The organism is Priestia sp. SRI_019, assembly GCF_057586255.1.
Window position 1 is genome coordinate 1,490,885 of sequence record NZ_JBYCZN010000002.1, and the last position, 22,353, is coordinate 1,513,237.

At 39.1% G+C, this 22,353-nt stretch carries 26 protein-coding genes and 1 riboswitch; of the genes, 10 read left to right on the forward strand and 16 right to left on the reverse strand.

Annotated elements, in window-relative coordinates; all coding sequences use genetic code 11:
- Window positions 1–8: 8 nt before the first annotated feature.
- The 7 genes from msrA to AC2YJL_RS17835 all read right to left on the reverse strand — a co-directional run bounded on the left by msrA (window position 9) and on the right by AC2YJL_RS17835 (window position 5,116).
- Complete coding sequence (gene msrA, locus AC2YJL_RS17805; protein ID WP_080754393.1) at window positions 9–971, reverse strand: peptide-methionine (S)-S-oxide reductase MsrA; 963 nt, start codon at window positions 969–971, stop codon at window positions 9–11.
- 153 nt (window positions 972–1,124) lie between these two features.
- On the reverse strand, window positions 1,125–1,553 hold the full coding sequence (locus AC2YJL_RS17810) for a MarR family winged helix-turn-helix transcriptional regulator (RefSeq protein ID WP_407819076.1): 429 nt from the start codon (window positions 1,551–1,553) through the stop codon (window positions 1,125–1,127).
- A gap of 202 nt (window positions 1,554–1,755) precedes the next feature.
- Window positions 1,756–2,256, reverse strand: coding sequence for a MerR family transcriptional regulator (locus AC2YJL_RS17815; RefSeq protein ID WP_195780864.1), 501 nt, complete (start codon window positions 2,254–2,256; stop codon window positions 1,756–1,758).
- A 130-nt stretch (window positions 2,257–2,386) separates the two neighbouring features.
- On the reverse strand, window positions 2,387–2,830 hold the full coding sequence (locus tag AC2YJL_RS17820; RefSeq protein WP_230932031.1) for a hypothetical protein: 444 nt from the start codon (window positions 2,828–2,830) through the stop codon (window positions 2,387–2,389).
- A 127-nt stretch (window positions 2,831–2,957) separates the two neighbouring features.
- Window positions 2,958–3,095, reverse strand: coding sequence for a hypothetical protein (locus AC2YJL_RS17825; RefSeq protein ID WP_194273332.1), 138 nt, complete (start codon window positions 3,093–3,095; stop codon window positions 2,958–2,960).
- A 115-nt stretch (window positions 3,096–3,210) separates the two neighbouring features.
- Window positions 3,211–4,377: an ABC transporter permease gene (locus tag AC2YJL_RS17830; RefSeq protein WP_407819077.1), complete on the reverse strand. Its 1,167-nt coding sequence runs from the start codon at window positions 4,375–4,377 to the stop codon at window positions 3,211–3,213.
- A 1-nt stretch (window position 4,378) separates the two neighbouring features.
- Window positions 4,379–5,116: an ABC transporter ATP-binding protein gene (locus tag AC2YJL_RS17835; RefSeq protein ID WP_251567545.1), complete on the reverse strand. Its 738-nt coding sequence runs from the start codon at window positions 5,114–5,116 to the stop codon at window positions 4,379–4,381.
- 175 nt (window positions 5,117–5,291) lie between these two features.
- Here AC2YJL_RS17835 and AC2YJL_RS17840 point away from each other — a divergent pair, with 175 nt between their 5' ends.
- The 3 genes from AC2YJL_RS17840 (at window position 5,292) to AC2YJL_RS17850 (ending at window position 8,479) form a co-directional block, all read left to right on the forward strand.
- Window positions 5,292–5,990, forward strand: a complete 699-nt coding sequence (locus AC2YJL_RS17840; protein ID WP_251567543.1) for a LytR/AlgR family response regulator transcription factor — start codon at window positions 5,292–5,294, stop codon at window positions 5,988–5,990.
- Window positions 5,991–6,007: 17 nt separating this feature from the next.
- Window positions 6,008–6,958, forward strand: a complete 951-nt coding sequence (locus tag AC2YJL_RS17845; RefSeq protein ID WP_230932027.1) for a sensor histidine kinase — start codon at window positions 6,008–6,010, stop codon at window positions 6,956–6,958.
- Between the two features lie 219 nt (window positions 6,959–7,177).
- Window positions 7,178–8,479, forward strand: a complete 1,302-nt coding sequence (locus AC2YJL_RS17850) for an NCS2 family permease (protein ID WP_013055916.1) — start codon at window positions 7,178–7,180, stop codon at window positions 8,477–8,479.
- 31 nt (window positions 8,480–8,510) lie between these two features.
- Here AC2YJL_RS17850 and AC2YJL_RS17855 read toward each other — a convergent pair whose 3' ends face one another.
- Window positions 8,511–8,705 (reverse strand): hypothetical protein, encoded by a 195-nt coding sequence (locus AC2YJL_RS17855; RefSeq protein ID WP_269067487.1) that lies wholly within the window; start codon window positions 8,703–8,705, stop codon window positions 8,511–8,513.
- Between the two features lie 174 nt (window positions 8,706–8,879).
- Here AC2YJL_RS17855 and AC2YJL_RS17860 point away from each other — a divergent pair, with 174 nt between their 5' ends.
- Complete coding sequence (locus AC2YJL_RS17860) at window positions 8,880–10,049, forward strand: MFS transporter (RefSeq protein ID WP_050688235.1); 1,170 nt, start codon at window positions 8,880–8,882, stop codon at window positions 10,047–10,049.
- Window positions 10,050–10,322: 273 nt separating this feature from the next.
- On the opposite strand, the gene AC2YJL_RS17865 is transcribed toward AC2YJL_RS17860, so the two are convergent.
- Window positions 10,323–10,769 carry a GNAT family N-acetyltransferase gene (locus AC2YJL_RS17865; protein WP_487374821.1) on the reverse strand — a complete coding sequence of 149 codons (447 nt, stop codon included), beginning with the start codon at window positions 10,767–10,769 and terminating at the stop codon, window positions 10,323–10,325.
- Between the two features lie 113 nt (window positions 10,770–10,882).
- Between AC2YJL_RS17865 and AC2YJL_RS17870 the strand changes: the two genes are divergently transcribed.
- The gene (locus AC2YJL_RS17870) at window positions 10,883–11,302 is read left to right on the forward strand and encodes a CotG/ExsB N-terminal domain-containing protein (RefSeq protein WP_487374822.1); all 420 of its coding nucleotides are present in this window, start codon (window positions 10,883–10,885) and stop codon (window positions 11,300–11,302) included.
- A 147-nt stretch (window positions 11,303–11,449) separates the two neighbouring features.
- Complete coding sequence (locus tag AC2YJL_RS17875) at window positions 11,450–12,247, forward strand: VOC family protein (protein WP_230932023.1); 798 nt, start codon at window positions 11,450–11,452, stop codon at window positions 12,245–12,247.
- A gap of 18 nt (window positions 12,248–12,265) precedes the next feature.
- On the opposite strand, the gene AC2YJL_RS17880 is transcribed toward AC2YJL_RS17875, so the two are convergent.
- The 5 genes from AC2YJL_RS17880 to AC2YJL_RS17900 all read right to left on the reverse strand — a co-directional run bounded on the left by AC2YJL_RS17880 (window position 12,266) and on the right by AC2YJL_RS17900 (window position 17,981).
- Window positions 12,266–13,879: a M20/M25/M40 family metallo-hydrolase gene (locus tag AC2YJL_RS17880; protein ID WP_230932022.1), complete on the reverse strand. Its 1,614-nt coding sequence runs from the start codon at window positions 13,877–13,879 to the stop codon at window positions 12,266–12,268.
- A 466-nt stretch (window positions 13,880–14,345) separates the two neighbouring features.
- On the reverse strand, window positions 14,346–14,588 hold the full coding sequence (locus AC2YJL_RS17885; protein WP_045293042.1) for a hypothetical protein: 243 nt from the start codon (window positions 14,586–14,588) through the stop codon (window positions 14,346–14,348).
- Window positions 14,589–14,656: 68 nt separating this feature from the next.
- Window positions 14,657–14,758: riboswitch (SAM riboswitch) on the reverse strand.
- Window positions 14,759–14,821: 63 nt separating this feature from the next.
- The gene (locus AC2YJL_RS17890) at window positions 14,822–15,976 is read right to left on the reverse strand and encodes an amidohydrolase (RefSeq protein ID WP_230932021.1); all 1,155 of its coding nucleotides are present in this window, start codon (window positions 15,974–15,976) and stop codon (window positions 14,822–14,824) included.
- A 47-nt stretch (window positions 15,977–16,023) separates the two neighbouring features.
- Window positions 16,024–16,530: a GNAT family N-acetyltransferase gene (locus AC2YJL_RS17895; protein ID WP_195695066.1), complete on the reverse strand. Its 507-nt coding sequence runs from the start codon at window positions 16,528–16,530 to the stop codon at window positions 16,024–16,026.
- A gap of 206 nt (window positions 16,531–16,736) precedes the next feature.
- Entirely contained in the window at window positions 16,737–17,981 is a 1,245-nt protein-coding gene (locus tag AC2YJL_RS17900) for a methyl-accepting chemotaxis protein (RefSeq protein ID WP_230932020.1), read from the reverse strand.
- A 261-nt stretch (window positions 17,982–18,242) separates the two neighbouring features.
- On the opposite strand from AC2YJL_RS17900, the gene AC2YJL_RS17905 reads away from it, so the two are divergent.
- The 3 genes from AC2YJL_RS17905 to lepB all read left to right on the forward strand — a co-directional run bounded on the left by AC2YJL_RS17905 (window position 18,243) and on the right by lepB (window position 20,357).
- Window positions 18,243–18,995 carry a M48 family metallopeptidase gene (locus tag AC2YJL_RS17905; RefSeq protein WP_153254297.1) on the forward strand — a complete coding sequence of 251 codons (753 nt, stop codon included), beginning with the start codon at window positions 18,243–18,245 and terminating at the stop codon, window positions 18,993–18,995.
- Window positions 18,996–19,275: 280 nt separating this feature from the next.
- Window positions 19,276–19,611: a LapA family protein gene (locus AC2YJL_RS17910; protein ID WP_487374823.1), complete on the forward strand. Its 336-nt coding sequence runs from the start codon at window positions 19,276–19,278 to the stop codon at window positions 19,609–19,611.
- A gap of 194 nt (window positions 19,612–19,805) precedes the next feature.
- Window positions 19,806–20,357 (forward strand): signal peptidase I, encoded by a 552-nt coding sequence (gene lepB, locus AC2YJL_RS17915; protein ID WP_195695068.1) that lies wholly within the window; start codon window positions 19,806–19,808, stop codon window positions 20,355–20,357.
- Here the strand turns inward: lepB and AC2YJL_RS17920 are convergent.
- Both AC2YJL_RS17920 and AC2YJL_RS17925 read right to left on the reverse strand, forming a co-directional pair.
- Window positions 20,354–20,572, reverse strand: coding sequence for a hypothetical protein (locus AC2YJL_RS17920; protein WP_251567537.1), 219 nt, complete (start codon window positions 20,570–20,572; stop codon window positions 20,354–20,356). The genes lepB and AC2YJL_RS17920 overlap by 4 nt on opposite strands.
- A gap of 117 nt (window positions 20,573–20,689) precedes the next feature.
- Complete coding sequence (locus AC2YJL_RS17925) at window positions 20,690–21,136, reverse strand: YndM family protein (protein WP_016763336.1); 447 nt, start codon at window positions 21,134–21,136, stop codon at window positions 20,690–20,692.
- Window positions 21,137–21,277: 141 nt separating this feature from the next.
- Here AC2YJL_RS17925 and AC2YJL_RS17930 point away from each other — a divergent pair, with 141 nt between their 5' ends.
- On the forward strand, window positions 21,278–22,153 hold the full coding sequence (locus AC2YJL_RS17930) for an aldose 1-epimerase family protein (RefSeq protein ID WP_195695070.1): 876 nt from the start codon (window positions 21,278–21,280) through the stop codon (window positions 22,151–22,153).
- Window positions 22,154–22,353: the final 200 nt, after the last annotated feature.

A 22,353-nucleotide genomic window follows, 5' to 3' on the forward strand; every position in this document is an offset into this window, starting at 1 on the left:
ATATTATTTTATTTATTAAATAAAACAGCGTATTCCCCGTATCCTTCTTTTTCTAAATCTTCCTTCGGAACAAAACGAAGAGCTGCTGAGTTGATGCAGTAACGCAAGCCGCCTGCATCTTGCGGACCATCATCAAATAAATGACCTAAATGAGAGTTAGCCGTTTTGCTTCTTACTTCTGTACGAACCATATTATGACTAACGTCCATGTTTTCTTTTACTTCATCTTTATTAATCGCTTTTGTGAAAGACGGCCATCCACATCCGGCATCATACTTATCAGTTGAACTAAACAACGGCTCTCCTGATACGATATCTACATAAATACCATCTTCTGTATGATCCCAAAATTCATTGCGAAACGGAGGTTCCGTTGCATCGTTTTGAGTCACTTCATACTGAATGGGCGTTAATGTCGTTTTCAGCTGCTCGTCGCGTCCAAAGTCTTTCCAGTTTTCTTTAATAAAACGATCACGTCCAGATCCGCGTCGATACATAGCATAGCGGAATTTATTTTTCTTATAGTAACCTTGATGGTATTCTTCGGCTTCATAAAACGGTTTTGCCGGTAGAATTTGGGTAGCAATCGGCTCAGAAAAACGACCGCTTGCTTCTAATTGCTGCTTCGATTCTTCAGCTAGTGCCTTTTGGTGTTCATTGTGGTAAAAGATAGCTGTTCGATACGAGTCGCCTCGATCCGCAAATTGTCCGCCTGCATCCGTTGGATCAATTTGCGGCCAGTATAGTTCCAAAAGCTTTTCATATGGAAAAACTTCTGGGTCAAATGTAATTTGGACCGCTTCATAGTGGCCCGTTGTTTCTGAGCATACTTCTTTGTACGTCGGGTTCTCTTTGTGACCGCCTGTATAGCCAGATACAACTTTTATAATGCCTGGCTGTTCATCAAAAGGCTTCACCATACACCAAAAACAGCCGCCCGCAAAAGTTGCTACTTCATATTGTTCTGTCAAAAAGATGACCTCCTTCATGTGTTCTTTCTATTATTATACGCTGATTTTATGTTCTCACCAACTAACTTGCCTTTTATACTCTTTGCGTTTTAAAACAAAAAAATAATCAGTGAAGCTCATATTCACTGATTATTCTTCCGTATTTAAAGCGCTTTATTTTTGATCACCTTTAATTTTGTGAAACAGCTGATTCATCGTTTCAATTTCTTTATCTGTAAAGTGCTCAAAACGCTCAAGGAAATAGGCTCGTTTCTTCTCTTGAATAGCATTAAAAATATCCTGTCCTTCCTTGGTCAGTTCGATATCAATAATACGCCGATCGTTTTCAGACCGTTTGCGTGCAATGTAGCCTTTTGATAAAAGCAAGTCGGTTACCGCCGTAATGTGGCTTGCTGACACTTGAAGATACTTGGATAAATCAGTTGATCGCTGTCTGCCTGAACCAACCAGCATACGAAGCACCATAAATTCATTTGTTGATAGCTCTGAATTGTATACTTCATTAATTTCTTGGCGAAGCTGTCTGAACACAAAGCGAAACAGCGTCTCCATTTCTTGAACGAGCTCTTCTCTTTTTTTCACTTGTCACTCTCCTTATCGCTATCACATGATAACGAATATGTATTTACGAAAGTATTTCACTTTCTTAACTTAATTAGTTTTATCAAATTACTAAGCGTTTCGTCAACTATTATTGAGATTTTTTTCCACAAACCTGTACGAATTGATGTATTTTTCATAAAATTCCATAAAAAAAGCAATTTACCGTTATGGTAAATTGCCGCTAGTAGCTAAAAATACCGGTTAAAAAGCTTCTCCATCTCGGAACAGGCTTTTTGGCTTTTAAGCTATCTTCACTTTTTAACTGACTTTCAAGTTCCACTACTCGATTTTCTAATTTCGTAATAACTTTATTTAATCGATCGATTTCTGAACGATGCTCTAAAATTTGAAAGGTCACTACTTCTCCCGCTTTTTCTTCTGTACGCTTTTCATTTTCAATCAGCCTTAAAAAAAGCTGATCAAGCTGCTTTTGCATGTCTTGCGCACGTTCATCAGATATAACGACTTCCTCTTTTTCTACTACTTTTTCTACCACTTTGACGACGGCTTGACGATTGCGGTTTTTTTGAAAGTTTCTAAGTGCTTCAATATTTTCTTCTGTAAACTCACAGTGTCCCGATTCATTTCTCTCTAGCTCGATATCCGCCATTTTGACCCACTTTAATACCGTACTTGGATGTATTCCCAGCGACTTTGCCACATCTACCGTTTTCATCGTCATGTTCCATCCCTCCATTTTTTTCATTTACTAGCCATTTCGAGAGAAATTTTTAAATCCCTTCATACGTGACAAAACTAGTATGAATTCGTCAAAGAAAGTGGACGTTCAACAAATGAAGAAAATGATGTCATTATTGCTTAGAAAAACTCGTACAATCCTTCTGCAAAATAACAAAATTCGTGCTGTGAAATCTGCTTGCCGTATCCCTTAAAAAAAGCAGCGCGCTCTTTACCGGTAAAAATTCCGCCTTCAAAGCGAACAGCAAGGGCCATATCATACGGGCATCTCCGCAGGTTCCTCCGCTCCAGCCAATAACAGCTGTTTGAACAAATTTGTAAGCACTCGGGCTTTGAAAGTCCGCCAGTGCCTGTATATTTTTTAATACATAATATTCCTTATATAACCATTTTCTGTACTTTTCCCTTTTTGCCCGCTTTAAAACATATCTCCCTTTAGCGGTATGAAGGATCCCAACATCCGATGTACATCCTTGCTTTGGAAACGTCACTTTTTCGATTTGCTTTACATACTTTTTTATCGAATGAGGAATTTCTTCTACTATAATAGGATGCAACTGTTTCACTCTCCTTTCTTTCTACATTCTCTTTCGATTGCTCTTTCCCTACAAAAAAAGTTGAGACATAGCGAAATTAATTCAATCTAAGACAAACAAATGAGGTAAATGAGCTATTATGAAGAGCTTATAACGCCGCTGTTGATTTCCGTGCAAGACTTCGCTTTCCGCGGGCGGCCGGTGAGCCTCCTCGTCGCTTCCGCTCCTGCGGGGTCTCACCTGTTCCGCTTTTCCCGCAGGAGGCTCCGTCTTTCCCTCCAATCAACAGCTAGAAGCAGCTAACTACATACATAAAACCTACGCTCACCATTCCAATGAAAAAATCCGAACGATTACTCGTTCGGATTTTCCTTCAACTAAAATACTTTTGTCCCAGTCTTTTACCCTTTACCAAGCACCCAGCGGCTTTTGGTAAACATCGTATAACCAATCGTAAATAAAACAACTGTACAAACCGACAAGCTTCCTATTGTATAGACAAGACTCTGCATGTCATAGACACCGTAGAGAAGCTGTTTCATGAGTGCAAATACGTTATAAATAGGAATTAAAAATCCGCTGGGCTGCAGTTCGTGTACGGATTTTCCCATCAGTAAAAAGTATGGAAGTACCGCTACCATCATAATTTGGGATGTATAGCTTTGCGCTTCTTTAACCGAACTTGCCAAAAGACTAAGAATACATAATACCATAGCTCCTAGCAGCGCTAGCAGGGTAAGGGTGACTAAAAAAGATAAAATAAAGGTTGTAAAATGACCGCTAAGCTGCAGTGCATCATTTAATACAGTTGTTAAATAACGTACAGAGAAAACAAATGCCAATGTAGACAAAAGGCCGCTTATTATACCGAATGTAGAGATAGTAAGCCATTTTCCAACCAGTAATTGAGTTCTTTTGACAGGAGCCATCAATAAAGCTTCCATTGTCTTTCGTTCTTTTTCACCTGCAAAAATATCATTGGCAGAAGGAAGAATGCCACCTAAAACGCCCATAATGATAATCATTGGCGCAAACATCGCAATCATTGTTAAAGAGCCGTCATCTTCTTTAGACACTCCTTTTTCAACCACATTAAACGGAGTTATCGTTTGACTATTCACATTTAGTTGGTCTAAGCGTTCGCTAACTATAGCTTCTCGATGTTTATTCAGTATGTTTTGTATATACTCTGCGGTAGCACCTGAGTTCATGCTCGCTGAATCTGTATAAACAGTAACTTCTGGCGATTTCATCTTACGCACTTCTGAAGAAAAATCGTCTGGTACCTTTAACGCCGCTAACGCTTTCCCTTGTTCTACAGCACTGAGTGGGTTTCTGCTTTCAATTACTTTAATATTGTCATCGTTTTTTAACCAGTCGATTACACTGGCATCAGGATCCTTTGCAACAGCTACAGACATGGAATCTGTTTGATTACTAGCCATCATTTTGTCGGCAAAAAAGATAATTCCTACATTTAATAAAATCGGCATCAACACGCTAAAGATAATCGTCTTTCGATCTCGCAAACAATCAATTAACTCTTTTTTATAAATGTGCCAAATCATATTAAGCCCCCCTCACGATACGCGACATAAAGATGTAGTTTAAGTCTCTGCTTTCTTCTTCTTTATACAGCTGTTCGTTTGTTCCTTGGTAAATCATTTTCCCTTTATGAATCATGATGATAGACTGACACAGCATCTCCACTTCTTCCATAATGTGACTGGAAAAAATAATCGTTTTTCCTTCTCTTTGCAGACTTTTAATAAGCTCACGAAACATGTTTGCTGATGTAATGTCTAATCCTGTAGTTGGCTCATCAAATAGGATAACGTCCGGGTTATGAAGAATAGTGCGTGCAATGGCTACTTTTTGACGCATTCCTTTTGAAAAGCCTCCGACCCGGCGATCCAAGTAGTCTTTCATTCCAAAACGTTTGGCCAGTTCCTCGATCCTTGTCTTCGTTTCATGTTTGCTCATGCCATAAAACTTAGCAAAATAAGCTAAGTTTTCACGAGCTGTCAAACGGTCGTATAAACCTGTTTCACCGCCAAATAGCACGCCAATTCTTTGTTTGATTTTATCAGGCTGTTTATGAATGTTAATTCCATGAATGAACATATTACCTTCCGATGGTTCAAGTACAGTCGATAGCATACGTAAAAGAGTTGTTTTCCCCGCTCCATTTTCACCTAATAGCCCTATAATTTCTCCTTGTGCGATGGTTACATGAATATCTTGAACAGCTGCAATTGTTTGCTTTTTCTCTTTAAAATATTTCGTCACACCTTTGATTTCAATCATATCCGCTCTCCCCTTTTACCGTGATTGACTATATCTTAGCTTATTTTTTATACAGCATCTTCCATCTTGTCATAAAGAGGGTTTTTTATGTCGCGAAACGTCCTTTCCATCTTGTAAATCATGGTAAAATAGTGTGGTAATATCCAATAGAATGAAACAAAGAGGGTTTTTATTTATGAAGGTAGGATTAGTGGACGATCATTCATATGATTTAGAGAAATTGAGGATTTCTTTAGAAAGAGAAGATGATATAGACATACTTTTTTCGACTAGCAGCGCGGAGGAAGCTTATAACGAAATTAAAAAAAATCAAATTGATTTATTAATTACAGATATTGAAATGCCTAAGCTATCAGGTTATGAGCTTGCAGACTTTATCAATGCTTACGCACTTGATATTCAAGTCATCTTTGTCACTGGGCACAGCGGCTTTGCCGTTCATGCATTTGAACTCAACGTTTTAGACTACATTATGAAGCCTTATTCTAAAGAGCGTCTGTTAAAAGGCATTCAGCGTTTTCATCAAAAAAAACAATCAACTGACACAAGAGATAAGCTTATTTTAAAACAAAAAACCGAAATGCAAGTGCTGAACAAACAAGATATTATATTTGCAGAACGAACGGGTCGCTCTACCACAATCATAACGACAAATGGAGAATTTAGTACCTATCAATCATTAAACGAAATTGAAAAAGAATTAACAGCGACTCATTTTCTAAGGTCGCATCGAGCTTTTATTATCAACATTTCCTATATTCAAAATTTCTCCCTGTATACTAAGCACTCCTACTCGGTGATGTTTCAAGGCACCGAAAAAACAGCTTTAATCACGAAAACAAATTTAGACATCTTGCAAAAAGAATACTTTTAAAGGAGGGACTATCTAAAATGAAACTATTTTACACACTAGTTTTACTAACCGTGTTCGTGCTCCTCTTTTTTAAAGACCTGCCTGTTAGTTTACATCTCCTACTTAGTTCTTTTATAATGGGTTCATTTTTTATATGGAGAAAGAAATACCAAACGGCTCCTTTACTAACTATAAAAAAAGCAATCGTACTGACGTCTTTTTTCCTGCTTTTATTTAGCCTATCTTCACCTTTTAGTGTTAGCTTAACCGTTATCGCAATGATTGGTTACATGACCGACATGTTTTCGTCTTATCAACAATACATATTTGTAACCAACCGGGAAAGCAGTGCTTCACGTGAAATTCAAAAAAACAATGAGCTTTTTCAAGCGTTAAGAGCTGAAAGACATGATTTTATTAAACATGTCAGTGCCGTGTCCTATCTTCTAGAAACAAACCAAAGACAGCAGGCACAAGAGTATATTCAAGATTACGTTGAAGCTTTGAATGATACCCATTCATATATTCAAGGTGAACATTCGCACGTTGCTTCTGTTGTACATCAAAGCAAGAATCAAGCACATACGTGGGGAATACATCTGAATGTTCAATTAGATTCACCGTTATCACAGCTGCCTTTAAAGCACCTGGACCAAATGAATCTCATCATGAATTTACTGCATAATGCTTTAGAAGCCGCTCATTCTTCTGAGAAAAAAGAGATAACCGTTTCGAGTATGATTCGAAGCGGCATTTACATTTTAGAAGTCAGCAATTCTACTGCTCCTTTATCACGAGAACGTCAAGATCACTTGTTTACTTCTTTTCATGTTACAGAAAAGAAAGAACGCCACGAAGGCCTTGGCACGTGGATCATTTCTGAACTTGTTTCCAACTACCACGGACGCTTGGAATATACGTATCACGATTTAACTCTTTCCATTAAAATAAAATTTCCAATAGTCGTTGCCTCAAAACAAGCAACATAGCCGCTGCAGCCCAAGCGGCTTTTTTTCGTATGAGCCTCTTCTATACGCACACACTATAAAAAGCACCGAAAAAAAGAAATATTTCACACTTGTTTTAGCTCTTTTATCGTCACTTTTTCAGTTTTTGATTTTTTATATGCAAATCTATTGCATTTCAAGTAAAAAACGAATATTATATATCATGTTGCTTTTAATGTTCGTTATTTTTGGAGGTTACTTATGTTTAAGTTAAAAGAATATAACACGGATGCTAAAACGGAGATTTTAGCTGGTATTACAACGTTTTTAACCATGATTTATATCGTCATTGTGAACCCAGTTATTTTGTCCAGCGCCGGCGTTCCTTTTGATCAAGTATTTACAGCTACTATTATTTCAGCAGTCGTAGCTACGCTATGGATGGCTCTTGCAGCTAACTATCCAATCGCGATTGCTCCCGGTATGGGAATGAACGCGTACTTTGCTGCTTTAGTTGTTGGTTCAAATGGAAGCATCGACTATGCTACTGCTTTTTCAGCTGTATTCGTAGCGGGTATTATCTTTATCATCCTATCGTTAACATCGTTTCGTGAAAAATTAATTGAAGCTATTCCAAACAATTTAAAGCACGCGATTAGTGCTGGTATCGGTTTATTTATTGCTTTTATCGGGCTTCGTTCAGCCGGTATTATTGTTGCAAATAAGTCAAATTTAATTGGACTTGGTGATTTGCAGTCTGAAAAAGTAGTTTTAACACTGATCGGACTTGCGATTACAATCATTTTATATACGCTAAATGTAAACGGCGCTTTATTCTTCGGTATGATTATTACCGGATTAATTGCTTTCTTTAGAGGACAGCTTTCATTTGATAAAGGTTTGTTTGCTTCCCCTCACCTTCCAGACGGCTTAATGATTTCAAATCCTTTTGCTGCTTTTGGAGATGTTATTCATCATGATTTGTACACAGTTGTTTTTTCTTTCTTACTTGTGACGATTTTTGATACAACAGGTACAATGGTAGGCGTAGCTCAACAGGCCGGTCTTATGAAAGGTAATAAGATGCCTCGCGTGCGTCAAGCATTGCTTGCTGACTCATTTGGTACAACGATTGGAGCTTTATTTGGTACAAGCCCAACAACGGCTTACGTTGAATCTTCATCTGGTGTAGCAGCAGGCGGACGCACAGGTCTAACGGGCGTGACGGTAGCCATTCTATTTATTGTTGCAGCGTTCTTTAGTCCGGTTGTAAGCTCGGTTTCTGGCGTAGCAGCTATTACTTCCCCTGCATTAATTATTGTCGGAAGCTTGATGATGGGTGCTGTAGCTAAAATTAATTGGAATGACTTTGATGAAGCGTTCCCTGCCTTTTTAGTTGTTCTAGCGATGCCTCTTACATCAAGTATTGCAACAGGAATTGCGCTTGGCTTCATTTCTTATCCGTTAATGAAGCTGGTAAAAGGAAAAGGCAAACAAGTTCATCCACTTGTGTATGTCTTTGCTGTTTTATTTCTCTATCAGCTCATCTTTTTACCGCATTAAAAAAGCTTGGAGAGAAATCTCCAAGCTTTTTTTATTGAAAGTGATTGTTATTTTCTTTTGTTTGATAAAGATAATTTTCCACATAGATTTGTTTTGCATCAGAAGCATTCTTTATTCCTTCTTCTGGATCTAGCTCGATACTTCTCTTTTTAGCTATATAGTCCACTAGCGCCCCAAATCCTAAAAGACCGCCTATGATCCCAGCAAATACAATCCATATTGGCAATCGCTTCACGTCCCTTTTCTTTTAATTGTATCATCCTCAGCACAACAGGTAAATATTAACATAGTTATCCATTTGTAAATAAAACGTTTTTTACCAAATATACGTAAAAAACTTCTTTGTATTTGGTATACTAAACTCACGGCATGTTCTACAGAGAAAGGGGCTTAATTGCATATGAACAAACAGCTTGGAACATTAATGTTTGTTATTTTTATGGTATTTGTCGGCTTCGGAGTGATCATCCCCATCGTACCTGAAGTTATTCGTGCCACGGGTGCAAGCACGGTCAATTTAGGAGTACTAATGGCTAGCTATTCGATCGCATCTTTTATTACCGCACCTTTTTGGGGGAAGCTTTCCGATATAAAAGGCCGCCGTCCCATCTTACTTTGGGGCTTACTTGGCTTTAGTGCAAGCTTTTTTCTTTTTTCGGTGGCAGAAAACTCTCTGACTCTAATGTATACGTCACGCATCATCGGAGGTTTGTTTGCCGGAGCGGTTATTCCTTGTGCTTTTGCATATGCTTCTGATAGTACAGATGAAGAAAACCGCACGAAAGCAATGGGACTGTTAGGAATGTCGATTGGCTTAGGCTTTATTTTTGGACCGGCATTAGGCGGTGTCCTTTCATCTTTCGGCTTGTTTGTTCCCTTCGTTATCTCTGGTATCTTATCACTGATTATGACAGCGTTCTCATTCTTTACGTTAAAAGAATCTTTACGAAAAGAATCTGCTGATAAAGTACAGACATCGAGGTGGCATGACTTCACGTCAGATTTTCAAGGAGCTATGAAGTATTTATATGTTCTTTCATTTTTAGCGACTTTTACGCTCGCTGGTTTAGAAGCTACTTTTCAATTTTTTCAAATAGCGAAAATCAATGCTACTCCTACGACAATCGGATGGATGTTTATGGCGAGCGGTTTAACTCAAGCGCTGATTCAAGGCGGTGTGCTGCAGCGATTTAAAAAAGGAAATGAAAAAAAGCTGATGGCTATTGGCTTATTGGTTTCAGCAATAGGGTTTACGTCTATTTTATTATCTTCTAGCGCCGTTAATGCTACCTTATTTTTGTGCATATTTACAGCAGGTAATGCCCTTATTCGTCCTTGTGTCCTCTCATTAATTACGATGAGAACCAAAGTAGGATATGGCTCTGCTTCGGGGTTAACCGCCTCAATGGATAGCTTAGGGCGTATTTTTGGCCCTCTGCTTGGTGCATTTGCCTTTAAACTCAATATGACGCTGCCTTTTATTATTGGGGCAGTTGTCACTTTAGCTGCTTTACTGCTGATTCAGCGCCATACAGCTCTAGATTATTCTGAGCAAACACTCTCATCGTAGAGGCTGGGACAACATTATTTTAGTTGAAAGAAGATCCGAACGCGTTGGATTCTTGCTGGAGAATCCGGAGAATCCAACGCGTTCGGATTTTTTATTATTATGAGTATGCTAGATGCGTTGATTGGACAGCGAGGCGGAGAAGCGGAATAGGAGCGGAAGCGACGAGGAGGCTCAGCGGCCGCACGCGAAAAGCGAAGTCTTGCACGAAAATCAACAGCCAACTCCTACCTTATGTCGCTAATTTGTTGGTCTTTGGATTAATTTAACGATGTCTCAATCTCTTTTCATCGTTACTAACACAAGATTATCAGCAGCTGCAGTACGTTTTATAATTAAAAACTGATGCGCTTTGTACAGCTTAATCGCAGGTGTATTTCGCTCGGCTGTCGACACGATGCATTCACATTTTGAATATATTTGAAGTACATGTGTTAAAAGACGGCTTCCGATTCCTTTTCGAAAGTAACGAGGACGCACAACGAGGCGGCAAATCGTTAATCGCTCATTCTCTATTTCAAACGACAGCACGCCAGCTAGCTTACCTTCAATCATTTCTCCGATAAACACTTCCTTGCTGTTCATAATATCTTCTTTGCTTTCTGTAAGCTGAGGAATATCTGAAAAACCAATGAGCCTTGCTTCTTCTTGATAAGCTTCTATTTGTACAGCTACTATTTGAAGAGCGATATCCACTCTTTGATGTTCGAGGATTTGAAGCATGAAAACCACTCCATTTCTTTCACAAATTTAGACAAATTCCATGTTTTCACTATATCCAAACGCCTTCCTTGTACATATTGTATTATGTACCGAATTAGCCAGGAGGTGTTTATATGCATATCACTGCTGAAAGAATTAGAGAAGCAACAGAAGCGATTGCTTCTACTGAGCTTGAAACGTTTATGTACCAAGAGCCAACTGCTCTTCACAGACGCTCTCGTCGTCGTTCTACTCGTCGCACTACTCGCCGTTCTACTCGCCGCACTACTCGCCGCACTACTCGTCGTTCTACTCGCCGCACTACTCGCCGCACTACTCGTCGCACTACTCGCCGTTCTACTCGCCGTTCTACTCGCCGTTCTACTCGCCGCACTACTCGCCGCACTACTCGCCGCACTACTCGTCGTTCTACTCGCCGTTCTACTCGCCGTTCTAGCCGTCGCCGCTGTCGCTGCGGTTCACCTTGCTGCTCATACCCATGGTTTAATAAATCATTTGGCTGCTGCTTTAAAGGGCATGGCTGTCGCCGCTAAATAAATCTAAAGCAAGTCGAGTTTAAACTATACGCGGCTTGCTTTTTTTAAGATTTTTATTTTACATAATCATTCGTTTTACTCTTCTTAAAAAAGAAAACAACGTATAATAATGGGAAAGAATCTCTCTTAAGAGGAGGCCTATCCATGCACTTATCTTTTGATCATCTTGTTCATTTTTCACCTGATCCTATTAAAGCTCAGAAAGAACTAAACGAATACGGGATAAATGTCATTAAAGGCGGCATCCATGAAAAATGGGGCACTTTTAACACATTGGCTTATTTTAACCTCAGCTATATTGAATGGCTTGGGCTTAGAGACATCGCGTTCGCTCAAACTGTTACAGATAATGACCTTATTCAGCAGCTTGTTAACGAACATACGCCGTTTGGTCATTTTGGGCGATTTGCCCTTCGTACAGATGATATAGATTTGCTCATAACCAATCTGAAAGACAAGGGCTACAGTGTAAAAGGCCCTGTAGCGGGTTCTCGTCAAACCAATGATGGAGAAAGACTTCAATGGAAAATGTGTTTTATTGAAGCTGACCACGATTCCCTGCCTCTTCCTTTTTTTATTGAATGGGGTGAACCAGAAGAAAAACGCAAGCCAAAGCTAGCGGATCTTTCTTCCCACCAAGCTGGTCAGCTGCAGCTAAAAAATATTTACTGTGCTGTACATAACCTCGAAGAATCCATCAGCAAGTGGACGAAACTGCTGGGCGTTCAGTCTGGCGAAAGCTACAAAGACTCTTTACTTGATGCACGTTGTCAAAAACTATATGTCAATGGAGGAAACCTTATTTTTTGCAGCGGAACACAAGGTGTTGTCCATGATACATTAAAAAAAGTTGGAGAGCGTCCATTTTTGGTTGAATTGGATCACGCTCTAACATCGCAACAAATTACCGTACAAGGAGCTTCGTTTAAATTCAACAAATAAAGATCCGCAGGCGGATGTTTATTTCTGCGCTTCTTTTATAGCTTGATAAATGAAATGAGGCAAAATTTCAAAGGAATACTGAACGTCTAATCTTTCGGTCCATTGATGCGCATCTCTTCCCAGCGGTCCAATGTTCAGCACCGGCATCTTCAGCTCCTCTAGCTCTTCTAGCGGGATATGATACCCTTTATTCCATAGCGGCATATTGGCTACTAACGTGTTAAATGTATGAAGCGGATGCTGCAGGCTGGCATAGCTTAAATCCGAAATTCCGCCAAAATAACTTTGTTCAACTAGCTCCACTTGGAATTGCTCTTTGGCAGTTGCCTGTACGTTTGACAAAATCTCTTGTACAAAGGGATCATCATGTGAACAAACGGCCGGATAAAAAGGCGGCGTAAAAAATAAGACCATCATCGGAGCTGCTTCTTTACATAAACCAGCTAAAGAGTTTACTAAGTTAATGGTTTTATTTCTATCATCATCCTCTTGTTCCAAAAGTGCCGCTTCCATTTCTTGCACATATTTTTCACCGTGCTGTTTGACTGCATGAGTATAAAGTTCTTCATACGTCCATACGTTCACGTCAAGAGATGAACCCTCCATTCCCGCAGCGTACTGCCTAGCGGCTTTATTATAATGTTTTTTCACATTCAAAGCCGCTTTGTCAGCCGATTTCAACAGCAGATCTGTTACTTCTTTAAGAGAGCGGTTTAACATAAATAAATTAAATAATACAACGGCAGAGTGCGGAACTTGAACTGAATACTCTTCTTTTAAATCTTTTTGTATCAGCACCGTAGGAGGTGGACTCGTTTCATCTCTTACTTTTTCGCAAAAATCAACGTTTAATTCTATTTCTTTTGTTAAATAAGAAGCTAGTAAATTAGCATTTAACCCAGCTAGCGGTTCCCCTACATGAGTTTCTTTTCCATAACACAAAAAGCTTGGCATGATCTTCCCAATCGATCCTGAGTACACATAGTTCGTTTGATCTCCGGGATAGCGGCTGAACACTGGTTCTGCATTTAGCATGAGAGAAAAATCCAGCTGATGTTTGCGGGCAAGTTCTAAAAGAACAGGCACTGCTTTTCTCATCCCAAGCGAATTTACTTCTTCATCCGGCACCGACAGCAGCAGGATGTTTCCGTCAAACTCTCCGTTGCATGCTCGTTCAACCATACTGATATGCAGGGCAATGCCTGCTTTCATGTCCATCGTTCCTCGGCCAAAAAGCCAGTCTCCTTTTATCATATCCTTTTGTACGTGTGCTGGAACTTGTTCCATATGGTTATAAAAAGTACTCGTTAATGTATGAGCGTGAAAAGCATCTTTTTTCCACTGTCCATAATCTTGTACATCCACTACATCGTAATGACTTACGAGTACAACTGTTTTATTCGTATTTTTCCCTTGAACAAAAGCTGTGACAATCGATCGCCCGTCTCCTGTTGAATGAAGCTCGACCTGCTCGTTTTTTTGAAAGTAAGGCAGCTTCAATAAATACGACGCTATCGATTCAGCCATTTCCACTTCTGCCATCGTTCCTGTCACGCTAGGTATAGAAACCAATTCGCTTACAAGTTTTTTTAACTGTTCTTTTGTTTGATACAAAGATGTTTTGTTCGACATACCCTTCATCTCTTTCCTTTTTCTAAATTTTCTATCAAACAAAACCATTCGTCAATCCCTTTGACAGAGACCCTTTCATTCTATCCCTATGTATCATAGTATGGCGCTGCCTTTACGCACATGATAAAAAAAGAGTGCGCGGCTAGGGATAGCACCGCACACTCTTTTTTTACTTTTGGTCATCTTCTAAAAAGTCTAGGATACGATCAATAAGCTGTTCGCTTCCTGCATCGTTTCCGTGTTCAAGAGACATTTCCATTTCAATGCTCCTTTCATAAAATATTCTTGTTTTATAACATACCACAATTCATTTCGAATGTAACCTTTAATTTGTGTAAAAATTTCGACAATTTATGATTAATTTTGAAACCTAGTGAGTAATGATTATACCCACCAGATTCTTCGGTTGTCAAAAAACATGCTTTCTATTTAAAAATACTTAAAAAATAGAGGCGCGAGCAGACTTCTATAACAGACAGCCTACTCGCTCAAGCTTGGAACAGCATGATGAATAAATTTCTAGTTCATTTGCTTTTTGTACATCTTTAATATCTATGCCTACAGCATATGTACGAACTTGGTTTTCGACCACAATTTCGTAAAATGTTTCTAATTCACGATAAGCTACTTCATAATGCTTTCCTAATAATTTCACGGCTTCCTTTAATGCTTTCTCTCCTGTATGTGCTGCAACTGCTGTATGACTCATAAAACCCTCTCCTTTTAGAAAAATAAAAAAAACTCATTTTGCTTTGATGCAAAATGAGTTTTTCACCCGTTTTATCACCCAAAGCACATGCTTTGCTGGTAGGAGCACCTTACATTCGTAGGTTGCTGTGGAGTCAAAGAGCCAGATCTCTCGTCCACTCGTGATAACTTTTTTAATTTAAAATTTATTTTATCAAACAATTTCATCCGCGTAAATAGAAAAATAAAAATATTTTAATTTTTTTGGTAATGGAATGAATTCAAAAAATGAAAGCTTAGATTAGCAAAATAAGAAGCTGCTACAAGTAATGCCTCTTCATTTAATGAAAAAGAAGGATGGTGCCATTCATATTCTCCAGCTGTACCCATCCATACAAAAAATCCTGGTACATGCTGCTGATATACGGCAAAATCTTCTCCTCCAGGCGATTGTTCAGCTTCTACGACTTGATAACTAAGATCTTCTGCCGCTTTAATAGCCATTTTTTCCAGCGTATCATCATTGTTGACTACAGGAAGATATGGATACCATTTAACGTCTACTGAAGCCCCGAAAGCTGCGCCAATCCCTTCAGCAGTTCGTTTCATAAGAGCCGGTATTTTTTCTCTCGCTTCTTCTTGAAAGGTACGCACCGTTCCTTCAAGCGTTACTTTGTCAGGAATGACGTTCCACGAGCTCCCTCCGTGGATTTGAGTTATGCTGACAACAACATTTTGAAAGGGGCTGAGATTACGGCTGACAATGGTTTGTAAACTAGTAACAATTTGACCAGCAGCAGCAATCGGATCTACTGTTTTTTCAGGGATGCCCGCGTGACCTCCTACTCCTTTGACGTCAATTTCAAAACGATCAACGCTTGCCATTAAAGGTCCCGGTTTGATACCTATGGTCCCTACAGGAAGATCCGGTTTGTTATGCATCCCAAATATCGCTTCCACTCCTTCAAGCACACCTTTTTCCACTAGCATTTTTGCCCCAGAAGCCGTTTCTTCGGCTGGCTGAAAGATAAATCGAACCGTACCGCAAAGCTCCTGCTGACGCTCTTTAAGAAGGATAGCTGCTCCGATTATAGAAGCCGTGTGAAAATCATGGCCGCATGCGTGCATAACACCGTTCACTTCAGAAGCAAATGGCAGATTGGTCTTTTCTTCAATTGGCAGCGCATCAATATCAGCTCGAATAGCGATAGTAGGTCCCGGCTTTCCTCCCACAATTTCTGCTACTGCTCCTACGTCTAATTGGAATGCATCCGCTGTAGAAATATCATAGTGCTTTAACCACTTTTTAATACGTTTAGTTGTTTCATATTCTTTCATTGAAAGCTCTGGAAACCGGTGCAGCTCACGGCGTATGTCTATTAGCTCATTTAGTAGTAATTGATCTGTCATCTTTATCACTCTTTCACATTTCTTAATTTAGATCACTTCTCTATCTTTTACGACAAAGAGTGTACCTCATTGAATTTTTTATAAAGAAATACGGTCGTATAACCTTCTGCAAGGTGCTTTTCTTTAGCTTGAACATATCCTTTTCGTTCATACATCTCAACTAACCAAGGATGTTCTTTTGCTGTTCCTAAAGACACACCTGGTGATTTAAACGTATTTTTTATTACCTCTTCCTCTACTAGATACAGCAGCTTAGAACCAACGCCTTTCCTGGCAAACGACGGGTCTACTGCAAACCACCAAAGGTGCGGAACAGCAAACGGACCTGGATGTTCTCCCCAAGGCATTCGTATCGACACAGTTGCAGCGATTCTTTTATCTTCTTCATATACATAGCAAAGGTTTTGAGAAATATTTTTCTTAACGAGGGCAAGATCAGCAGTAGCTGCTAAGAAAGGAATGCCTAGCTCTCGAATAGGCTTATATGCTTGTAGAGTTAAGTTCAATAAGTTATCTGCGTCGTCATTTGTTGCCAAACGGAATTCATTTTTCATCTCTTCGTCTCCTTATGTAGTGCTTAAATATTTTATTTAACTTATAAGTTTACTAAGAATTAAAAAAGACAGACTGCCGCCTTGCGTACTCACTATACAACTGCTTTTATAACGTGTCAATTCTATTTATCGTTTTCTATAAAGGGTATAAATAAAACAAATACACGCAGAAAACTGCGCGTATTACGTACATATCAAGATAGACTTCAGGACTCACTTACCGTAGATTTTAAATTAGCGGCCAACACCACAAGTTCTTCTATAGATGCTAACTCCTCCTGTGAAGCCGCAGCTACTTCTTCAGCGTAAGCAGCTGCTTGTTTAGCGATCTCCGAAAGGGCCATGACAGACTCCATTACCTTAAATGAATACCCATCAATCTCTCCTGTTGCCTTTGTCATTTTGTTCATTTGTCCTTGAGCGGCAAAGACATCTTCAATAATTGTGGAAAACTGTTGCGTTACATCTTCGACAGTGGCAATGCCAAGCGTGACTTCTTCTGTATTGACTTCCATGTTTTGATAAGCCTGCTTTGCCTGCGCTTCAATTTCTTTTAACAGATGACTGATTTGTATAGCGGACGTTTTAGATTCTTCCGCTAGCTTACGTACTTCCCCCGCTACTACAGCAAAACCTTTTCCATGTTCTCCAGCCCTTGCAGCTTCAATAGCAGCATTAAGTGCAAGAAGATTTGTTTGTTCAGCAATTCTTGTAATCGTATTAATAATGCGGCCAATCTCTGCGGAACGATCTTCGAGCCCCTTTACTTCACTGGTGGATATCTTAACTGTTTCATAGATTTTATTCATTTGATTCGTCACCTCTTTCACCGCAACATTTCCCGTAGAAGCATGTTCAGAGGCTCTGTTCATCGATTGTTGTACCTTTGAAGAATGATCAGTCATTTTCTGAAGTAGCTTGGCCATATCCACCATAGCTTGCTCGGTTTCAACCACACTTGACAACTGCTTATCAGAACCCGCAGCAATCTCTTGAATAGACATCGTAACTTCTGTTACAGCTGTTTTTGTTTCCTCCATGCTTGCAAGCAATTGCTCTGAGGAATGACTGACCGTGCTTTTTGTTTTACTTATTTTCTGACGCAGCATTCTCATGTGAGTCATCATTTCATTAAATGAAGATATGAGTGTACTAATCTCATTTTTCCCTTTCAAAGGAACAACATCTACAGATAAATCGCCGTTTGAAATCCCTTTCATTGTTTTTGACAAATTTTCAACCGCAATTATGTAGCGACGTATGATAAAATAGAACACGGTAGTTGTAAAAGAAACAAACAGAAATGTAATCACTAGCGTAATCGAAGCTGCTTGCTCTTGTTTCACAATAAGATAATAATTTGTTACTTCAATTACAGTAGATGTTATGGCCACCATGGCTGCAATCATACATAGCATTTTCATGCGTAAACTTTGAAAAACTTTTTTCATTTTTTCATCCCCTATACAATCTAAAGACATAGAATGTCTAATCTATATTAGTAGTATCGGCATATTTTTATATTTTTTTGTAAAAACTAAAGAAGAATTGAAACAATTATTATTGGCGCTTTTCCACTAAACATTGGAATACATATCATTCTGCAAGGCGCTGCAACAGCAGTTGATAACTGTCTGATTATTCTTTCATTTGACCAAACTCTACCTTTGCTTATAAAATGAAGATTTGTAGAAAGGAGTACGAAAAATTTTATGTATACGTATCAAACAGGCAATCAAACAATTGACTACAAAATTGAAGTCGTTCCAAATAGAACCGATATCACGGTGCAAATTTGTGACAAAGAAGGGGTAAAAGTTATTATCCCGAGAGGTCTTAATGAAAACAATGTGCGTTCAATCATCGCACGCAAAGCAACATGGATTTTAAAACAACTAAACGGTTCACAGACAGCTGAGGAAAAGCCAGCTGCTCCAAAGAAAGAAGCAGTAAAAAAAGAAACAGCTAAAAAAGAGGCTCCTAAAGCAGCAGCTTCTGCAGCTAAAACTGGTTCTTTTGAAGAAGGAGACAAATTCCCTTACCTAGGACGTCAATACCGCTTAAACATCGTTCGTGGAGATGTAGCAAAGGCTGAAATGACATTCCGTGCAAAATTTATTGCTACAGTACCTGAAAGCTGGAACGAGCAGCAAACAAATGAAGGTATTGGACAACTATTAACAGAATGGTACCAAGGCCGCGCAGGTGAAAAATTCCAAGAAGCTTTGAAATCTGTTAAAAAAGCAGCAGACAATGCTCCTGAATCTGTTAAGTGGGACGAGTTAGGTGAAGAATACGCTACGACTCAAGATAATACAATTGTATTAAACTGGCGTTTGCTAACAGCTCCTCTTGCAACAATTGAATATGTCATTGCTTCTCAATTTACAAATGCAGATGAGTTATTCGAAGATGCAGCTGAACGCAAACAGTGGTTAAGCGATAACACCCTAAACGCATTTTAAGTTTATACATAAAAAAAGCACGCGGCGCACGCGTGCTTTTTTTATGACAATGAAGTATTATATCCACTCCCTCCCCTCAGAAATTCCACTCTACCAGGTCTTTGGACATGTCAAAGTTTCTACACCAATCGATATATTGTGTTTTAAAAGAAAGATATATATAATCAAGAAAATGTTTGATTTTGTTTAAATGTGGATACGTATACCTATAAGCAAGATGGCAAACACTTAAGGTAAGCAGTTTTGCTATAAAAGTTGTAAAAGAAAGGAAGTGCAGCTTATGAAAGGACAGAGCTTTTTTATTTTAGGACTTATATTTGCTCTTATCATTGCTGTTTTAGCTGTAATTAACAACGATCCTGTACAATTTAACTATGTATTTGGTTCACAAAAATGGCCTCTTATTTTAATCATCTTAACAACGGCCGTGTTTGGAGGAGTTGTTGCTGCTTCATTGAGCTTTGTGAAAATTGTTCAACTAAGAGGACAAGTGAAACAGAAAAACAAGCGAATTGCTGAGCTGGAAGAAGAAGTCAAGCAGCATAAGCCTGTTGAGCCTGTTGTGGAAGAAGAACCAAATCAACCAGCTACTCAAACTGAGCGCGCTCAGTTATAATAAAGAAGAGCCGTTATTCTAGAGAATAGCGGCTCTTTTCATTTTTTGTTCCGCCCAGCATATTTTTGGCATATACGCATAAATAGATAGATAGATATGGAAAACTTTAGTTCTGAATGGTACAATCAACACTGTTATATCTCTATGAAAAACTTAAATTGACAGTCTTACCGTTAAGAAGGTGTTCATCCATTATGGTCAATAAAAAAATAAAGCGTGAAATTCTTACATACACAAGCGTCATCCTTGGCACCGTTTTGCTTTCTATTGTCGTTCAGCACTATTGGTTTCAGCCCTACACTGTAAAAGGCGATTCTATGAAGCCTATTTTGCACGAAGGCAATCGAATTATTATTAACAAACACAGCAAGCTGGAGCGCTTTAACATTGTCGTTTTGCAAGCTCCCTATAGCAGTGATTTTCTAGTAAAGCGGATCGTGGGCTTACCAGGAGAAACGGTCGAATACAAAGATGATGTTCTCTATATAAATAACAAAGTCAAAAAAGAGCCGCATCTTCATAAATATTTATCCAAGGTGCCCGCTTACGAACGATTTACTGAAAATTTTTCCACGTACGAACTGTCTCCAGACGGCACGATACCGGATGGATACGTATTAGTGCTAGGTGACAATAGACGCATTAGCCGAGATGGCAGGCATTTTGGCCTCACTCCGATTTCTTCAATCATGGGAGAAGTCAATATGAAATACTGGCCTTTAAAGGAAATGACTTTTATGCATTAACACATAAAAAGAGGTTGAGACATAACGAAATGAATCCAATCTAAAGACGAATAAATGGGATACATGAGCTGAACCGCTTGTGACACCGCAGTCGATTTCCGTGCAAGACTTCGCTTTCCGCGGGCGGCCGATGAGCCTCCTCGTCGCGTACGCTCCTGCGGGGTCTCATCTGTTCCGCTTTTCCCGCAGGAGTCTTCGCCTTGCCCTCCAAGCAACTGCTAGAAGAATGAAACCTATGTTCACCATAACAAAAAAAACGAACCACTAATCAAACATTTTGATTAGTGGTTCGTTTTTCACTTCAGCTAAACTACTTTTGTTCCAGCCTCTTTTTATTTTGGATTTTCCTTGTTTTCTACATGCTGTTCTTCTGCAAATTCTGTGTCATACGCTAGTTTTCGCTTAAAAGCCGGACGCGTTCTCGCTGTATGTTTCGTTTCAATATGGTTGAATAAGTAGCGGTGAACAAAAACCTCGGCAAATGTAATAATAGCTGCAGAAATAATGCTTCCCCACGCAATTTGAACGTAGCTGTCTAATAACAATGTGCCAAAAATCCATACGCTCATATAGGTTAGAACAAATTCAACAATAATGGCATCGCGATTGCCCACTCGAGGCAGTACAATTCGATCCACTACTAAATATGTCACAACTGTCGTTAGCAAGCTAAAAGAAATAATGTCTCCGATGGTTGCATCAAAAAACAAATCAAGGCCTATACCAAACGCAATAAGTGCCGCTGCAAATTTAATGAGCAATAATGTTGCATGATTCATATTTGAACCCTCCTTTTTCTATATTAATTTGAACAAAAATAGGGAAATTAATACCTTTTTTGCTAAGAAGGGTATAATATAGGCAAAGCCAGTACGGTTGAGACTGCTCAAGCGTACAAGAATGATTTAGGAGATGTTGTAATGATTGTACTAGAAAATAACCAAATGAAAGTCAGCATTCAAGAAAAGGGAGCGGAAGTTGTAGAAGTATTTCATAAAGAAAAAGACCTGCAGTTTATGTGGAGCGGCGACCCCGCTTATTGGGGACGAGTATCGCCCGTGTTGTTTCCAATTGTGGGCAGATTAAAAAATGATCAGTATACCGTTGATCAGCGCATATATTCTTTGCCACAGCACGGTTTTTTACGTGATTCTGCTTTTAGCGTGATCCAACAAACAAACGAAACGGCACGGCTGCAATTCGCTACAAACGGCCGCTTTAAAGACGTATATCCGTTTGAATGTGCAGTTGAAATCAGCTATCGTCTTGAAAACAACCGATTAACGTTTCAGTGGAAAGTAGTGAATGAAGATAAAGGCGATATGTATTTTTCAATTGGAGCCCACCCTGCTTTTCGTATTCCGTTACGTGAAAACGAGCAGATTTCTGATTACTTTTTAGAAATAGAGCCTTCTGAAACTACGCCGAAGGAATTTGTGTTAAAAGACGCTCTTATTCATGAAAAAGGGGCTGCAGAAAATTTGCACCAGCTGCCGCTAAGCGCAGATTTATTTGCAAATGATGCATTAATTTTTAGCCATATTGACGGAATTACAATTAAATCTGCGGTTAATGAAAATCAAATTAACGTTCAGTTTAATGATTTCCCGTATGTCGGTATTTGGTCAAAGTATGATGCAGAAAATCATACAATTGCTCCTTTTCTTTGCATCGAACCTTGGTTTGGAATTGCAGATACGCATGATCACAACGGAAATTTCAAAGAAAAATTAGGCATCAACCGTTTATCAAAAGACGGTGTATTTCAAACAGAATTCTCTGTTTCATTTAGCTGATGCAACATATAACATAACAAAATCAATCCAATCTTAAGACGAACAAATGGGATCAATGATCTGGGCTGCTTGTTACAGCGCTGTTGATTTCCGTGCAAGACTTCCCCTTGCCCTCTAATCAATAGCTAGAAGCAGCTAAATAGATTAAGCCTGCGTTCACCATAACAATAAAAAGCTCCGAACGATTACTCGTTCGGAGC

Coding starts and splice junctions, on each gene's coding strand:
- AC2YJL_RS17900 (WP_230932020.1), bottom strand. CDS start 17,981: ATGAAAAAAGTTTTTCAAAGTTTACGCATGAAAATGCTATGTATGATT.
- lepB (WP_195695068.1), top strand. CDS start 19,806: ATGGTCAATAAAAAAATAAAGCGTGAAATTCTTACATACACAAGCGTC.
- AC2YJL_RS17930 (WP_195695070.1), top strand. CDS start 21,278: ATGATTGTACTAGAAAATAACCAAATGAAAGTCAGCATTCAAGAAAAG.
- AC2YJL_RS17875 (WP_230932023.1), top strand. CDS start 11,450: ATGCACTTATCTTTTGATCATCTTGTTCATTTTTCACCTGATCCTATT.
- AC2YJL_RS17865 (WP_487374821.1), bottom strand. CDS start 10,769: ATGCTTCAAATCCTCGAACATCAAAGAGTGGATATCGCTCTTCAAATA.
- AC2YJL_RS17885 (WP_045293042.1), bottom strand. CDS start 14,588: ATGAGTCATACAGCAGTTGCAGCACATACAGGAGAGAAAGCATTAAAG.
- AC2YJL_RS17905 (WP_153254297.1), top strand. CDS start 18,243: ATGTATACGTATCAAACAGGCAATCAAACAATTGACTACAAAATTGAA.
- AC2YJL_RS17880 (WP_230932022.1), bottom strand. CDS start 13,879: ATGTCGAACAAAACATCTTTGTATCAAACAAAAGAACAGTTAAAAAAA.
- AC2YJL_RS17925 (WP_016763336.1), bottom strand. CDS start 21,136: ATGAATCATGCAACATTATTGCTCATTAAATTTGCAGCGGCACTTATT.
- AC2YJL_RS17835 (WP_251567545.1), bottom strand. CDS start 5,116: ATGATTGAAATCAAAGGTGTGACGAAATATTTTAAAGAGAAAAAGCAA.
- AC2YJL_RS17860 (WP_050688235.1), top strand. CDS start 8,880: ATGAACAAACAGCTTGGAACATTAATGTTTGTTATTTTTATGGTATTT.
- AC2YJL_RS17870 (WP_487374822.1), top strand. CDS start 10,883: ATGCATATCACTGCTGAAAGAATTAGAGAAGCAACAGAAGCGATTGCT.
- AC2YJL_RS17815 (WP_195780864.1), bottom strand. CDS start 2,256: ATGACGATGAAAACGGTAGATGTGGCAAAGTCGCTGGGAATACATCCA.
- AC2YJL_RS17845 (WP_230932027.1), top strand. CDS start 6,008: ATGAAACTATTTTACACACTAGTTTTACTAACCGTGTTCGTGCTCCTC.
- AC2YJL_RS17890 (WP_230932021.1), bottom strand. CDS start 15,976: ATGACAGATCAATTACTACTAAATGAGCTAATAGACATACGCCGTGAG.
- AC2YJL_RS17895 (WP_195695066.1), bottom strand. CDS start 16,530: ATGAAAAATGAATTCCGTTTGGCAACAAATGACGACGCAGATAACTTA.
- AC2YJL_RS17830 (WP_407819077.1), bottom strand. CDS start 4,377: ATGATTTGGCACATTTATAAAAAAGAGTTAATTGATTGTTTGCGAGAT.
- AC2YJL_RS17910 (WP_487374823.1), top strand. CDS start 19,276: ATGAAAGGACAGAGCTTTTTTATTTTAGGACTTATATTTGCTCTTATC.
- AC2YJL_RS17840 (WP_251567543.1), top strand. CDS start 5,292: ATGAAGGTAGGATTAGTGGACGATCATTCATATGATTTAGAGAAATTG.
- AC2YJL_RS17850 (WP_013055916.1), top strand. CDS start 7,178: ATGTTTAAGTTAAAAGAATATAACACGGATGCTAAAACGGAGATTTTA.